The organism is Puniceicoccaceae bacterium (assembly GCA_040224245.1).
Classification (GTDB): Bacteria; Verrucomicrobiota; Verrucomicrobiia; order Opitutales; family JAFGAQ01; genus JAKSBQ01.
Genome location: JBEGIR010000041.1, coordinates 28,610 through 42,367, shown reverse-complemented (window position 1 = coordinate 42,367; position 13,758 = coordinate 28,610). Strand labels below are relative to the sequence as shown.

The 13,758-nt window shown below is 54.5% G+C and carries 11 protein-coding genes; 10 read left to right on the top strand and 1 reads right to left on the bottom strand.

Translation table 11 applies throughout. The annotated features are described in order from the left end of the window. The first annotated feature begins 4 nt into the window (after positions 1 to 4). From ABQ298_06810 to ABQ298_06765, 10 genes are all read left to right on the top strand, one after another. Positions 5 to 814, top strand: a complete 810-nt coding sequence (locus tag ABQ298_06810; protein ID MEQ9824078.1) for a cytochrome c oxidase assembly protein — start codon at positions 5 to 7, stop codon at positions 812 to 814. A 177-nt stretch (positions 815 to 991) separates the two neighbouring features. Then, entirely contained in the window at positions 992 to 2,338 is a 1,347-nt protein-coding gene (locus ABQ298_06805; GenBank protein ID MEQ9824077.1) for a SpoIIE family protein phosphatase, read from the top strand. Between the two features lie 117 nt (positions 2,339 to 2,455). Further along, positions 2,456 to 4,525: a sodium-translocating pyrophosphatase gene (locus tag ABQ298_06800; GenBank protein MEQ9824076.1), complete on the top strand. Its 2,070-nt coding sequence runs from the start codon at positions 2,456 to 2,458 to the stop codon at positions 4,523 to 4,525. A gap of 51 nt (positions 4,526 to 4,576) precedes the next feature. Next, positions 4,577 to 5,365 (top strand): hypothetical protein, encoded by a 789-nt coding sequence (locus ABQ298_06795; protein ID MEQ9824075.1) that lies wholly within the window; start codon positions 4,577 to 4,579, stop codon positions 5,363 to 5,365. A gap of 173 nt (positions 5,366 to 5,538) precedes the next feature. Further along, positions 5,539 to 7,617: a TonB-dependent receptor gene (locus tag ABQ298_06790; GenBank protein ID MEQ9824074.1), complete on the top strand. Its 2,079-nt coding sequence runs from the start codon at positions 5,539 to 5,541 to the stop codon at positions 7,615 to 7,617. A gap of 11 nt (positions 7,618 to 7,628) precedes the next feature. Next, on the top strand, positions 7,629 to 8,441 hold the full coding sequence (locus ABQ298_06785; GenBank protein ID MEQ9824073.1) for a glycosyltransferase family 2 protein: 813 nt from the start codon (positions 7,629 to 7,631) through the stop codon (positions 8,439 to 8,441). 39 nt (positions 8,442 to 8,480) lie between these two features. After that, positions 8,481 to 9,032: a hypothetical protein gene (locus tag ABQ298_06780; protein MEQ9824072.1), complete on the top strand. Its 552-nt coding sequence runs from the start codon at positions 8,481 to 8,483 to the stop codon at positions 9,030 to 9,032. Further along, positions 9,029 to 10,270, top strand: a complete 1,242-nt coding sequence (locus ABQ298_06775) for a glycosyltransferase (GenBank protein MEQ9824071.1) — start codon at positions 9,029 to 9,031, stop codon at positions 10,268 to 10,270. The genes ABQ298_06780 and ABQ298_06775 overlap by 4 nt, the downstream gene beginning before the upstream one ends. A gap of 38 nt (positions 10,271 to 10,308) precedes the next feature. Beyond that, positions 10,309 to 11,277 (top strand): glycosyltransferase family 2 protein, encoded by a 969-nt coding sequence (locus tag ABQ298_06770; GenBank protein ID MEQ9824070.1) that lies wholly within the window; start codon positions 10,309 to 10,311, stop codon positions 11,275 to 11,277. Between the two features lie 152 nt (positions 11,278 to 11,429). Next, on the top strand, positions 11,430 to 12,452 hold the full coding sequence (locus tag ABQ298_06765; GenBank protein MEQ9824069.1) for an ABC transporter ATP-binding protein: 1,023 nt from the start codon (positions 11,430 to 11,432) through the stop codon (positions 12,450 to 12,452). A 28-nt stretch (positions 12,453 to 12,480) separates the two neighbouring features. Here ABQ298_06765 and ABQ298_06760 read toward each other — a convergent pair whose 3' ends face one another. Further along, the gene (locus ABQ298_06760; protein MEQ9824068.1) at positions 12,481 to 13,707 is read right to left on the bottom strand and encodes a class I SAM-dependent RNA methyltransferase; all 1,227 of its coding nucleotides are present in this window, start codon (positions 13,705 to 13,707) and stop codon (positions 12,481 to 12,483) included. Positions 13,708 to 13,758 lie beyond the last annotated feature (51 nt).

Genomic DNA, 13,758 nt, shown 5'->3' with positions numbered 1-13,758 from the left:
CGACATGCAGTTGCACTGGCATACGGAACCCTTTCTCCTGATCGCCATCCTGTCGATCTCTTGGTTTTATGCCATCTGGACGGGACCATTGCGCCATCGCTGGGACCCTTCGCGCCTTGCAACAGGACTGCGTTTGAAAGCCGTCAGTTTTCATTCCGGTGTGCTCGTGATCTACCTCGCGGTGGGATCCCCCATCGACCAGTTGGGTGAGGACTATCTGTTTTTCATGCACATGGTCCAGCACATGCTGCTGATCTATGTGGTTCCGGTGCTGATGTACCTCGGGATACCGTGTGCGCTGATGGACCATTTTCTGAAATCGCAGACCGTGCGTGGCGTGCTGAAACCCTTGGTTCACCCCGTGACAGCAGGCATGGCGTTCAGTGTGATTTACACCGGCTGGCACATTCCACTGCTCTACGAACTGGCACTGCAGGACAAAGCGATTCATATCCTTGAGCACGCAACGATGTTTCTCACGGCAGTGCTCATGTGGTGGGCGATTCTGAGTCCGTCCCGGCGCTATTTGCCTCCGGCTTCTTATGGAGTACAAATCCTCTATGCCTTCTTGCTGATGGTGGGACAGCTGCCAGTTTTTGCCTTCCTCTCCTTCGCCAACGTGGCGATCTACGAAACCTACGTCTGGGCACCGCGTGTGATTCCGGGACTCGATCCACTCAACGATCAAATCCTTGGCGGCATCATCATGAAGATCTTCAACATGGTGGTTTCACTTTCCATCATCAGCACCTGTTTCTATCAATGGGCCAGCAAGGACCGGCAGATGATGGAGCTGGAACTCGAAAAAACATGAAGAAGAGCTGGCCGGATGGTGGTGACGTAATCTCAGCCGAACGACCCTCCGGTATGCCCACTCTTGTAAGTGAAAAAGGGGTAAGGTATTCTGTTGTCAGCACACAGAGAAACGATCATGTTGATGGCATGAAAGACGCTGACGGCTCCGTTCTCCACTGAGTGCTTTGTTTTGAGGATGAAACGCAATGACCCCATCAACCGGATTCTGGCGGATGCCTTTGCATCGGGCGAAACGGAGCGCGAGTTTTCGAAGGCTGAGCTTGAAGTCATGCTGCGTCGCTTTGCGGAGCTGCTCGAGACCTCAAAGCTCGACAAGAATGCAATCTACCTCGACAACCTGCTCGATCATCTCCCGGACAAGGTGTACTTCAAGGACGCGGAGAGCAACTTCATCAAGGTGAACCGCTTCTTTGCGGAGTCCCATGGGTTTGAAACCCCGGACGATATGATTGGGAAGAGTGACTTTGACTTGTTCCCCTACAAACTCGCGATTCAGAAATTCGCCGACGAGCAGAAGGTGATGCAAAATAACGAGATGATCTATGCCAAGGACGAGGTTGATGAATATGCGGATGGCAGTGAGGCCTGGGTTTCCAGCACAAAATCACCCCTCTACTCCCGCGATGGCGACATCGTAGGCACTTTTGGAATCTCCCGCGACATCACGGACCGTAAACGCGCTGAAATGAAATTGCAGCTACTTGCCGAAGAATTGCAGCGCAAGAATTCACAGATCGAGGCGGATATGGAGATGGCGAAGAAGGTGCAGGCCGCCTTTATTCCGGTCAACTACCCAAGCTTCATTTGGGATCTGTCGAGCCACAAGAGTGCCCTGCGGTTTTCACATCGCTATATTCCGTCGGAGACGCTTGCGGGTGATTTTTTTCAGGTGATCCCGATTTCCAACAGTCAGGCGGGAGTGATCATTTGCGATGTGATGGGGCATGGCATTCGGGCCTCGCTCGTGACGGCCATTCTCAAGGGACTTGTGGGAGAGCTGAAGCTGATCACACCCTATCCCCATGTCTTCCTGCGCAAGGTGAACCGCAGCCTCAATGCGGTGTTGAAGCAGCTCGACAGTGCCTTGTTTGTGACGGCGTTTTATGGGGTGATCGATCTGCTCAAGGGGGAGTTTCGCTATGCCAACGCGGGACACCCGCTTCCCGTGCTGCTGAGCCGACAGCAAGGCTCAGTCGGGTTCATCGATCCGGTTGCGGATACGCCCGAACCAGCACTGGGACTGCTCGACAATTTTCGCTACACTTCGACGCGCATGTCGTTACAGGCTGGGGATTCCCTGTTTTTCTACACCGACGGCATCACCGAACTGGAGTCAGAGCAAGGAGAGGAGTTTGGTCGCCAGCGCTTTCTCGATTCCTTGAACCATCCGGAGTTTTTGGAATCCGAACCCATCGTGGATGCGCTGTTCGAAACCATCACGGCATTTGCGGGTGCGGGAGGGTTTCTGGATGACATGTGCACGGTGTCGGTCGACGTGATGCGAATCGCCGAGAATTCGTGATCCGTATTTGTGATTTTGCGTTTTTGCGGTTTGCTTTGGGTATTCTGAATCCCTTCGCTGCACCCCAGGGCATTCCCCATACCCGCAGCGCTCAGGGTTAACTCAAATCCGAACGACATGACGTTACCTATGGATGCCTTACTGTTCTTTGCGGCGGCAGGTGGAGCAGCTGCTCTTGCGTACGCCTTTGTGAAAACCCGATGGATTTTCCGTCAGCGTGTCGACAATGCCGATCTTCGGCGCATCAGTGGATATGTTGCGGAAGGAGCCATGGCCTTTCTCACGCGAGAATACAAGGTGCTCATTCCCTTTGTGCTGGTGGTGGCGATTTTCCTCGGCCTTGCAAACCAGGGAAACCTGCGTTTTCAGGCACTCGCCTTTTTGTTGGGTGCGCTCTGTTCGGCGCTGGCGGGGTTTGTCGGAATGCGTGTGGCAACCGCAGCCAACTGCCGCACGACCGAGGCTGCACAGCAAGGACTGCATCCCGCGCTCAGAGTGTCCTTCACGGGTGGCAGCATCATGGGAATGGCGGTGGTCGGCCTGGCACTGCTGGGTATCTTCCTCGTGCTCTGGGTAGGTGGGCACTGGTTTGGAACGAGCATGGAACAGTATGCTGGTATCCTCTTGCCCATCCTGTCGGGTTTCTCTCTTGGCGCATCAAGTATTGCGCTGTTTGCGCGTGTGGGCGGTGGCATTTTCACCAAGGCCGCTGATGTGGGTGCGGACCTTGTCGGCAAGGTAGAGGCCGGTATTCCGGAAGACGACCACCGAAACCCTGCGACCATTGCCGACAATGTCGGGGATAATGTGGGAGATGTTGCGGGCATGGGTGCCGACCTTTTCGAATCCTATGTCGGATCCATTGTGGGTTGTATGATTCTTGCGCTTGCCGTGGATGCCAGCGAACTCACCCGGTTGCGCCTGATGAATCTGCCGCTCATCCTTTGCTTTATCGGTGTCATCTGCTCCGTCTTGGGCACCTTTCTGGTGAGGGCAAAGCCGGGAAAATCCCCGCAGCGCGCCCTGAATGTCGGCCTCTTTTCGGCGGCAGCACTGGCGGCTCTACTCTCCTTTCCGGCGATTCATCTGGTGATGGCCGGAGAAACCTTCAATGCGGGAGCGGGTGCCAACCAGGTATTTTTTGCGATGCTGGTGGGTCTGGTCGCGGGTGTCATGATCGGCTTGTTGACCGAGTTTTTCACCGGGACAGACACTCCGCCCGTCAAGGCCATTGTCAAGGCCTGTGAGACGGGTTCGGCAACCAATCTGATCAGTGGAATGGGAGTGGGCATGCTGTCCGTTTTGCCACCGATTCTGGTGTTGGCTGTTGCAATCCTCGCATCCAATCAGCTCGCCGGACTCTATGGTGTGGGCATGGCTGCATTGGGCATGCTGCTCACCCTTGGCATTCAGCTGGCGGTCGATGCCTATGGTCCGATTGCCGACAATGCGGGTGGTTTGGCCGAAATGGCAGAGCTGCCCTCGGGAGTGCGCGACATTACGGATGAACTGGATGCCGTTGGAAATACCACCGCTGCCATTGGCAAGGGCTTTGCCATCGGATCGGCTGTGCTTACCGCCCTGATTCTGTTCACGGCCTTCAAGGAGCAGGCTGGAGTGCAGTTCATTGATCTTACGTCCACTCCGGTCATGGTTGGAATTTTGGTTGGAGCGATGATTCCCTATCTATTCTCATCTCTGGCGATGAGTGCGATTGGTCGGGCCGCGTTTGCCATGATTGAGGAAGTGCGGCGACAGTTTCGTGAAAAACCCGGCATCATGCAGGGCACGGATGAACCCGACTACCGTAAGTGTGTGGATATCAGCACGGGTGCGGCACTGCGGGAAATGATGTTACCCGGCATCATTGCGGCGGTGACTCCGGTATTGGTCGGTTTTCTGGGTGGAGTCGAAATGCTAACCGGACTGCTGACAGGTGTGATGGTCTCGGGTGCCGTGCTGGCGATTTTCATGTCCAATACTGGAGGTGCCTGGGACAATGCCAAAAAAATGATCGAAAACGGCGCGGCAGGTGGCAAAGGCAGCGAGTCCCACAAAGCTGCTGTTGTGGGGGATACGGTGGGGGATCCCTTCAAGGATACTGCCGGTCCTTCCCTCAACATTCTGATCAAACTGATGGCGGTGGTTTCCCTCGTGATCGCACCGATGCTGCGTGGTTCGATGTGAGCCATCAAAGCCCCACTTCAAACTGATGAACCCGATTAACAGGACTTAGCCATGAACTTCCCCATTCGACTTTACGCCATTCTATATCCCAACACCTCACTCATTGCCTCGCAGCTCGATCCTGAGCATTTTGCAAAGCATTACATTTCGGGTAGCACCCGTCACTATGATGGCAAGATGATGTTTGTCGAAGTGGATCCGGGTTTTCGGCATCCTTACTTCCGCATTGATGAGGCCGTTGCTGAAGTGGTTCCCCACGAAGACGGTCGACCCAAGGCGACAAAATTCATCTCCTGCTATCGCGTTCTCGAGCATCTCGATCTTGAAGCGATTCTGCAGTTGTATTTGACAACTTCGGAAGGCCACTGTCTTGGACTGCAACCCGGACCGCATGAATCGGATGGGCACGATGAGGCGACGCTACGGGTGTTTGCTGAGATTGCACCTTTGCGCATGCTGGCCCTCGCGCGCCACAGCTTTGAGGAATTTGGAAGCTATATCACCGACCCTGCCAATCCCAAGGGTGCACCAGCGCTGTTTTACACACAGCTCGAACTGGAGGTCGATGAGTTTTTGGCGGATTTTGATGCCAATCCGATGTTGCTCTCCCCCATACCAGGGCTGCACCCGTCCAAACTGCGAGATTCCATTTTGGAGCTTCGCAGCAAGCGATCCAAGCCCCTGAAAGGCATCAGCCTGCACAGCACTTTTGAGAAGATCCCGTATCGCATTGTGCAGGGCGGTTTCATGTTCGCTTCGGGAACGCAGAATCGTTTTTTTCCGCTGCCGGATCTGCACGAAATCGAGAACACAAACTACAAGTTCTGGAAACACATGTAGATTCCAATACCAGGTGCATTGGAGAACATCCAACGCTTTCACCCGTATCTGCTTTGCCATACAGCGCAATAGAGTACGGGTCCCGGTGGGGAACCGGAATTTGTTGCTGGGATTTGCCTTGTTTGTGACGCCATTGCATCCTTTAATGGGTATCGCTTGAACGTTGCATAGAGGTGAGAAGGGTAGTATCATGGATCGCGGGTTTCGCAGTTGTACTGCAGCTCTCGGCTTCCGGCTGGCGGGAGGTTGAGTCGCTGGAGACCGACGGCTACAGCTATGTCGAAGGACTGGACCCTTTCAGCCGGGCTGGCAGTTATGGACCCGGAGATGCGAGGATCGGCGCCTACACCCCCGAGATTCTCCGCTGGGGAACCCAGCGCAACGTAGGGGTTGAGTTTTCCGGAGGGCTTTTCAGCAATCGGGTCGATTTTGGGCTTTCGGATCAGCGGCGAACCACCGCAAACTATACGCCCCGACTGATGCCCTTTGGCGGACCATTGGAATACTCGCAGGGGCGGAATTTCAGCTTCACCCTCGACGAACCCGTGCGCAACATTCCTGCCGATGCTGATTTCATTCAGTTTTATCAATACGCAATGCCATTTCGGGACAGCAGTGGTGAACTGGAACTGTCGATTGGAGAATATGGTTCACTGACCTCCATCCTGCGCTCGGAGTTGCCAGTTGAACGCCTGCAACTCTCCACTGAGCTGTCGTGGAGAGAGTTTGGGAACTTTCGCGATGGCAATGATGTGATGCTGACCGAAAGCCTCGATCAGAAAAATCCCAAGGTACGCTACATCGACGAGGCCGATGACCAGGACATTTATGAAATCCGCTCGATCGAAACATCGGGCAAGGTCACGATCTCACCCACGCAATCACTGGAATTCAACGGAAAATACACCGAATCCGAAGGTGTGTTTTTTCCGGAACTCCGCATGGATGCGGAATACGACCGGGGGTCCAATGTTTCTGCGGTGTATCACATCCAGAATCCATCTGCCGGAGTACAGCGACTTTCCATTCGCGCTTTTTCCGCCAAGGCGGATCAGGAATTGAACGACCGCTGGCGACAATCCAAACTCGATAATCTTGAGGCACCCGGGCGAAATGATTTTTCGACGCGCGCGAACTCCCGCAGCTCAACCCAGGGCTTTGACTTTCGGGCAATCAAGGAATTCTACGATTTGCAGATTGGATTTGGGATGCGCCAGTACTGGCAGGACTGGGAGGCCCTGACAGAAACGCTGGGGGTGGAGAGCGCGATGTTGCCTGTCATCAACCAATCCAACTTGGGCGCCTACCTGGAGGCAGAGCGTTTTTTGGGCAACTTTCTGTTGTCTGCAGCGGTGCGCATCGATCAGCTCGATACGGAAGTGGACGGTGATATCGGTTTTATTCGCCGGTATCGTACGGATGTGACGCGGCGCGAGCGGGACTCCGCGCTGAGCCTCTCGGTCCGACTTGACTACGATCTGACGGATTGGAGTTCCTGGTATGTGGAGGTGGGCCATGCGGCGCGCACGCCCGATCCAAATGAAATGTATGTGCAGTACATGTATGAACGTGCTCCGGGCAATGAGTTGGTCTGGGTGGGTAATCCGGATTTGGATTCCGTGAAAAATACCTCAATGGACATGGGAATCGAGATCAACCTGCGGCGTTTCAAATTTCGCATCAACGGTTTCTATTCCAATGTAGTGGACATGATTTACCTCGAAGACATCAGTCCGATGATTCGACCGGAAAGCGGTGGGGTCTTCCTTGGAACCGCAATGAGTTACAATAACGTTGATGCCGTGCTGCACGGTGGGAATGCTTATCTCGATTTTCGCATCAACGACGCCTTTACGCTAACCGGGGGGGTTGAGTTCACCCAAGGTCGGAAAAAGCAGTTGGATGGACTATCGGGGGATCGGGATCTTGCCGAACTCCAGCCCCTGCGTGGCAAGCTTGCACTCGAATACAACAACCGCCTGTGGTTTGGCAAAGTCGAGCTGCAAATGGCCGAGGCCCAGTATGCCGTGGATGAATCGATTTCCGAGACGGCACTCGATGGTTATACCGTGGTAAACCTGTTGTTGGGCTATTACCTGACCCGCAACCTTTTGTTTACACTGGGTGTGGAGAATTTGTCGGACCAGAGCTACTCCACCAAAAACGTGAACATTCGCAATCCCTTCACAAACTATGGGGTTTCGAACGAACCCGGACGCTTTGTCTACATGTCCCTGAAGTGGGGATTTTAGCAGGTTTTACCATGTCAATGCCGGTTCGTTTCAGTTTCATCATTCCGGTCAAGGATCAGGTTCGCCTGACCCGGGATTGCCTGCTCAGCTGGTTCGCCCACATCGGTTCGTTGCGTTCCCAGAGTGAAATCTTAATTGTCGATGATGGCAGCAGCGAGACCAGTAAATCCTTCCTTCGATCCTTGCCAGCGCCCATCCGCGTGCTGGAAAATGCCGAAAACCAGGGTTTTGCTCATTCGAATAACCGAGCAGCGCAGGAGGCATGCGGAGAATTCCTCATCATGCTCAACAACGATCTCGTCTTGCAGCGGGGATGGCTGGATGCGATGTTGGCGGTTGTCAATGCTGGCAGTGCGGACCGCATCGTCGGCAATGTGCAGCGCAGCCGCTGTACCGGGCGTGTGGATCATGCGGGCAAATTTTTCGACGAAGGCCGGGATCCCCGACACTTTGGCCAATTTCACGAATCCCTCTTTCCATGGGATCCACCTCTGGATTTTTGCCGCTTCCCTTCCGTCACTGCTGCCTGTTGGCTGGTCAAGCGTTCGGTTTTTACAGGCCTGGGTGGTTTTGACACGGCATATCGCAATGGTTTTGAAGATGATGACTTCTGCCTGCGCGCTGCGGAGCAGGGCATTGAAGTTGGCGTTGCAACACGAAGCTGGGTGTATCACTATGTGAGTCCATCCGACGGTCGCAAAACCCATGAGGATCAGAACCGAAATCTGTTTCTCGAGCGCTGGGGATCGCTTGCTCAGCGCTGGCATGACCGGGAATACGCACCCCTGCTTCAACTGCTGCGCTCCTGGTCCTGCCAGAAATGATCCAGCACTGAAATTCGACAAGTCCGCCCTGATAATTTCATGAACATGTCCCAACCCGAACCTTATGACACCGCTTCGATTGAGGAGCGAATCGCTGTGTTTGAATCGCGATTTACCGAACTGAGCACGCGCTATGCTGAGTTTTCGAAGATACTCCAACAATTGCAGCAGCGCATGGACGACCACCTGACCGAAGGTGCCAGGATGCTTGAAATCGCTCGGGATGAGCAGGAAGCTGCCGAGCAGCGCAAGGGCATTTCTGCTTTGTGGAATCGTCGCAACCAGGGGCGCATCAATGCAAAGATCATGGGTGCGATTGAGCGGGATTTTGCGGTCATGCGAGATTTGCAGGAACTGACCGCCCGGAATCTCGAACTGGTCAACGATACCGGAGAGGCGGTCCGGCGCGATCTGAAGGAAATGATGGGAAGCGTCGTGCACACGCTTCAAAATTTTCATGAGGCCCACTCCCAGTCGCTGCGCTTGCTTGCCGATGACATTGAACTGCTCAAGCAGCTGCAGTCCAAGGCTTTACTCTGTCATCCGGGCGATTCGGATGCAGAGATACCCGGGGAACCTGATCGATCATGAGCATGGTGCGGGCCAAGGATATTTACGTCGCAGTCACCCATACATCCCACACGCTTGACAATACGGGGATTCAGCGGGTGACGCGCAGTCTGTGTCGTGCGCTGGAACTCGACTACCCTGCAGCTACCTGTGTCAGCTGGAACGAGAGCCTGCGCAGCCTGACTCCGCTCGACTCCGCTCAGGCCCATCGCATGGCGGCATATTTTGGTCCCCAGAATGTGGAACCGCGCACCGATGTGAGCGTTGCCCCGACCTGGATTTCCCACCTGCCTGTTCCCCGGGTGATGCGCCGCCGTATTCGCGAAGCGTGGCGTCGCCGCAATGCGCATTTTCGCTTTCGCAAGGGTGCTTACCTTGTGATTCCCGAGTGGGTGACCGGGGAACAAATGTGGGATCTCATTCATTTTGCGCGCCGCAAGCACCTGCGCACGGTTGCGATTTTTCATGATGCAATCGCCATTGATCATCCGGATCTTGTGAGCAGTAAATATCGTCAGTATCATCTCGATTATCTGTTGGCGATGACCCACTGTGACCTGGTAATTGCGAATTCCAGTGACTCTTACGAACGCTTTAAGCGTTTCGTTCGTGAGCATCCTGAAGGGCAACCCCAGATCGACTATGTGGAACTGGCGGGCGAGATTCCGGGTACACAACGCAATATGGATCGGCTCGTGATGGATCTGGATCACCCGATCCGTGCATTGTGTGTCGGCAGTTTGGATCCGCGCAAAAACCATCAGCGCCTCATTGAAGCCTTTGAAGGCATTTGGGACGCTCACCCCGATTTGCCACTGGAGCTGATCCTTGTCGGTGGACAGTATGATGCCAGCAGTGATCTGAGTTGTTGGGTGGAATCCAAAGTGCGCCAGCGCAAACGACTGATCTGGATGGGGCGCATTACGGACGAAGCCCTGGCGCAGCAATATGCGGACTGTCACTTTACCTGCTTTCCTTCGCTGGTCGAAGGTTTTGGGATTCCCCTGCTGGAGAGCCTTTGGAAGGGGCGACCCTGCCTTTGCTCTGATCGCGGCATCGTAGGTGACCTGGCAAAGGAAGGCGGATGCATCACCTGTGAAGTGACCGAAGTCAGCTCAATTCGGAAAGCCATCGAGTCGGTGCTCTTCCAAAAAGGACTTTACGAAAATCTCTGCGAACAGGCGACCGCGCGTCCCATCAAGACATGGCGTCAGTTTGGGCGCGAGTTTGTCGCGAAACTGACACAACACCTGCCGTAAGGGCCTTCTGTTCTGAAGCGCATCCTGAAGAATGACCCATGCGAGTTTCGATCATAATTTCTGTATTCAATTGCATCGACCTGACGCGGAAGTGTCTGCAAACCCTGGAGGCGACGCTCCCCCCCGGGATCGACTACGAGCTGTTGCTGGTGGACGACGGCAGTACTGATGGTAGCCGCGATTACATCTCGGATTACAGTCGACAAAATGAACGCTGCAATGCGGTTCTCAACGAGCGCAACCTTGGCTATGCCGCGAGCAACAACCGCGCGGCAGGACTCGCCAATGGCTCACACCTACTGTTCCTCAACAATGATACCGAGCTGACTCCGGGGTGGATCGAACCCATGATCGCTGGTTATCACAAACTGCGCCGCCAGCGTCCTGGCATGATTGGCAACGTGCAGCGACGATGCTCCGACAAGCAGATCGATCATGCGGGTGTGTTCATCAACTCGCGCGGCAAACCTGACCACCTGCAGGTGGATCCCGCAACGGCGTATCCGCGCAAGGCGTATTCCGAGCAAATCGCAACCACGGGTGCGTGTTTTTTGATTCCGGCAAGTGTCTTTCGTGAGGTTGGGGAATTCGACACAGAATTTCGAAATGGGGGGGAAGACATGGACCTCAACTTCAAGGTGCGCCACGCGGGCTATCGCATCTTTGTCGCGAACCGCAGCTGTATTTGGCATCATGTCAGTGCCTCACCGGGGCGAAATGACCATCATGAACGCAATACACGCATTGTGTTTCAGCGTTGGAGAGAATTTTTGCTGCAGCAGGGAGCGCGTACCTGGGCACTTGAGTATGCAAACGACCCAGCCCATCGCGGTCAGTTTTGGAAGGACCGCATCTACCGGCAGTGTGTTTGCATGCGGCGGGGTTGGCGTAAAGACCCACCAGCCGAAGCAACTGCGAAGGTCGATGCCCTGATCCGGGAACAGGAACAGGTTTGGCAAAGTCTGTTTGCAGCAGACACGAATGACGCATGCGCGGGTCGTCACTAAATCCGATCATTATTGCACGTATTGCCCGGTCTTTTGAATCGATGACGCATGCTTGCCTGTAAATTTCTTTTGACGATCTCGGGTGAAACTGGGAAGGTTGGCTGGATTCACTGCGTCAGTGAAGTTGTCTTGCATTGGAAGCTATTCAGACCGTGGACGTTCCCAGCATAGAGGCGATCAAGCTCAGTAAACATTATGGTTCCATTGCCGCGCTGTCGGAGGTTTCGTTCCTGATTCGCAGAGGCGAGGTGGTGGGACTGTTGGGTCCGAACGGGGCGGGAAAAAGCACATTGATGCGCATCATGAGCGGATTGATTCCCGCGACGTCGGGGTCGGTTTTTGTGGCGGGATTGTCGGCGACACGGCATCAGGATAAACTCAAGAGCCGCATTGGCTACATGCCGGAGAACAATCCGCTGCCAGAAATGATGAAGGTGCAGGAATACCTGCGCTTTCGCGCGCAGCTCAAGGATGTGCCACATCGACAGATCAAGCGGCGGGTCAACGAGATCATGGAAGTGTGTGACCTGCGGAACAAGGCAGCCAAACGCCTCATCGGCAAACTATCGAAGGGGTTTCGCCAACGTGTCGGCATCGCCGATACCCTGCTGTCTCAACCTGAAGTTGTCATCATGGATGAACCCACGATCGGACTGGATCCCCACCAGATTCGGGCCGTGCGGAAGTTGATCGACCGCATGCGTGGAAACATGACGGTGATCCTGTCGAGCCACATCCTGCATGAAATTGATGCCGTGTGTGACCGATCCATGATCATCAATCGGGGACGCATTGTGGCCTCGGGGACCTTGGCTCAGATGCGGCGGCGATATGACCTCGGGGTGCGCTATCACTTGCAGGCAAGAGGGGATTTGAAGCAACTCGATATCATGCTGGCCGAGATCAGTCCGGAGCTGGAACGCATTCGCACTCATCCGGTCAACGAAGATGGGTATCATGAAGTCATTGTTGACTCTCGGGTGAATGATGATTTTGGCGGAGAGCTGATTCGTCGCATTGCCTCGTGTGACAGTGTTTTCATTCGCGAGTGTTTTCGCCGCGAAAGTGATCTGGAAGATGTGTTTCTTGCCGCAACAAAGCGGAGCTGGGAGACTCCACTGGAGGGCGGTGTGCCGGATGGTGCCTACTCACGCCTGGAGCGCGAAACTCCGTAACTGAGTTTTATGTGTTCGTGGCTGAGCATCAACCCAGGCTGAGCGTGACAATGTTTTCGATGTGGCGGGTCTGGGGAAACAGGTCCACGGGTTGCACTTGCTCCACCTGGTATCCCATTTCCAGTAATCGCTTCAAGTCGCGTGCCTGGGTAGCCGGATCGCAGGATACGTAGACCATGCGTCCGGGTTTGAAGCGGGAGACTTGATCCAGAAAGTCTGCATCACAACCCTTGCGAGGAGGATCGATCAGCAGCACACACTGAGCAGGAGGTAAATCGACGGATTCAAAAATGTCCTTGGCATCCCCGACCTGAAAGCGGCAGTTTTTGAGTTGATTGAGTGCAGCGTTCGCGCGGGCCCACTGAATGGCAGATTCGCTGATTTCAATGCCGATGCAGCGTTCAAATGCGTGGGACGCGCAGATGGAAAACAATCCCGATCCACAGTATGCATCGATCAAGTAGGGTTGCCCCGTTTGTTTGGCCTGATCGATCACATAGTCCACCATTTTGGGCAGTACAAACGGGTTGTTCTGGAAAAAATCTCCTGCCTTGAATTGGAAGATGCGTGGACCAACGCGTTCGGTGACCACTTTTTTGGGGTCCGTGATCACGCCTTCCATGACATCACGCAGGAGCAGGGTCGCGCCCTTTTTCATGCGACCTTTCCGGGCAAGTGCCTGGCGTTCACTGCGCTGCACGGTCAATTCCGCATTGATGGCTTCGGTTGCGATTACACAGCGTTCGATGTCAACGATCTGATTGCGCTGACCGACTTTGAGAAAACCCATGGCTCCCAACTCTCCCTGCCGCGGTTTGTTGTGGTGGGGTGTGATTTTTGAGCGGTAGTGAAAGGCGTGTTCGGAGTGAATGGGCAGGGCGATCGCAGTATCGATCCCGGCGATTTTTGTGAGTGTTTCTGCAACGTGTTGTCGCTTGATCTCGAGCTGGGCGGGATAAGTGAGGTGCTGATACTGGCAACCACCACAGCTGCCGAAGTAGGAGCAACCGGGCTGAGTCCGGTCGGGCGAGGGATCGATGACCTCGAGCAAATCCGCTTCGGAGTAGTTCTTGTGATTCCGAAAGATGCGCGCCCTTACCCGCTCCCCTGGAATGACAAACGGAACCATGACGACCCAATCGTTCCACTTGCCGATTCCCATTCCCAGATTGGTCATTGAGCTGATATGCAACTCAAGTTCATGATGATAGGGGAAAGGTTCCGGGATGAAATTTTTCGGAGATCGATGGTGCATGACTGGGTCGTAATGGCTATCGGGCAGGAATGGCAGAAGGCTTGAATGATG